General features: G+C 37.0%; 1 protein-coding gene. It reads right to left on the bottom strand.

What is annotated here, in order from left to right:
* On the bottom strand, nt 1-2098 hold a 2098-nt coding region (locus FLA105534_RS00090; protein WP_173964024.1), incomplete at both ends, for a non-ribosomal peptide synthetase.

Genomic DNA, 2098 nt, shown 5'->3' with positions numbered 1-2098 from the left:
CGATGGACGAGCATAATCTGTGGGCAATGATAAAGTGCCTACTCCCTCTAACTTCTCTTCCCAATACGATAACTGAGAGTCCAAAACAGCTCCTTCCAAATATTTTCGCTGCCAGATCGCATAATCTGAATATTGCAAAGAAAGCTCAGGCAAAACAGCCGCTCTTCCCGATTGAAGCGCGCTGTAAAGCTCCATGAATTCATTTACCAAAATACTGCTTGACCAGCCGTCACTGGCAATATGATGAAATACACAAGCTAAGATATACTCTTGGTTTCCTAAATCATACAGACAAGCTCTTAATTTATAATCTTTTGATAAATCAAAAGGCGTCATCAGATAATTTTGTAACAGACTTTCAAATGATGAAGTATCTGTTATATCAACCTGATCCAATATCCAGTCCTTTGGACTTATTATCTCCTGATACCCTATACCATCTTCTGACAAAAGAATAGTACGCAAAACCTCATGACGAGATACAATACTTTGAAGCGTTTGTTCTAATATCGATGCGTCTAAGGCCCCTTCCAGATGAAGAACAGTAGGAATGTGATATTCACTACTACTTCCCTGCAACTGATCCAAAAACCACAATCGCTCCTGACTGAAAGACAAAGGAATCTGCTGCGGACGATTCTCTACAATAACTGCAGGTAGTAATATCCCAGCTGATTGAGATGATACATGTAAACTTAACGTTGCGATCGTCGTATATTCAAAGACTTCCCTGATAGATATTTCTATGGAAAGCTCTTTACGGATCATCGATACCAATCGGGTAGCCAGTAGACTATGACCTCCTAACTCAAAAAAGTTATCATGAACTCCAACCTTCTCTATTCCCAACAAATTCTCCCAGATTTGAACCAATTGGTTTTCTGTCTCTGTACGTGGAGCCACATATTCTTTTGTAGACAAATCTGAACTATCTGGATCCGGTAAAGCTTTTCTGTCCAGTTTTCCATTTGACGTCAACGGCAGCTCTGCCAACTCAACCCAGATCATCGGAACCATATACTCCGGTAAACTTAATTTCAACTGTTCCTGCAAAGCGGCCCTGTCCAGCTTACCTTCAACAACAACATAACCAACCAACCGTTTGGTATCATTTGAATCCTCTTTAGCCAATACACAGCACTGGCTGATTCCACGTACCGATGACAATACATTCTCGATTTCACCAAGCTCTATTCGATAACCACGGATTTTAACCTGATTATCCTTTCTGCCAATAAACTCCAGATTACCATCAGGGAGCCAACGTGCTAAATCTCCCGTCTTATAAATTCTATCGCCCTCTTTAAATGGATTCTCTATAAACTTCTCTCGGGTTAATTCCTCCTGATTCAGATAACCACGGGCAACCCCTGCTCCACTTACACATAGCTCACCAACTACACCAATAGGTAATAAGCTCATTTGTGAATCTAAAATATAGATCTGAGTATTGTTTATAGGAGTTCCAATACCGATTTCTTTAATATCAATAATATACCTATCATAAAAAGATAGGGTAGACGTTACTGTTGTTTCTGTTGGTCCGTACTCATTATAAAATTCATATCCCTTATTCCACTTTACTATTAAATCTTTATTACAAATCTCTCCTCCGACAACAATCCTTTTCAAAGATTGTAAATCTGTCCTTACACTCAAAGTACTTAACATACTTGGAGTAGTATGAAAATGTGTTATTTTTTGATTATCAATAAAATCAAGTAAATTTTCTGTATAAAGATTTTTTTCTTTATTTATAAAAATCAATTTACTACCACTAGATAATCCTATAAAAATCTGTTCAACTGAAGCATCAAATATGAAATTTGAAAACTGTAAAACAATATCACTTGAATCAATATTAAATTTGTTAATCTGAGAAGTAATTAGATTTATAACATTTGTATGCTCAATCATTACTCCTTTTGGCTTGCCTGTACTACCTGAGGTATAAATTACATAAGCCAGATGACTTGGTGATAATGCAACGTTTAGAGCCGTTGTAGGATTAACAGAGATCTTCGCCCAATCTTTATCCAATAGTAAAACATCAATATCCTTATAATCTGCCAGAATCTTATGGTTATCTTCCATACTT

This window comes from Flavobacterium collinsii (assembly GCF_902804485.1).
Taxonomy (GTDB): domain Bacteria; phylum Bacteroidota; class Bacteroidia; order Flavobacteriales; family Flavobacteriaceae; genus Flavobacterium; species Flavobacterium collinsii.
This window is presented reverse-complemented; position numbering and strand designations above follow the sequence as displayed.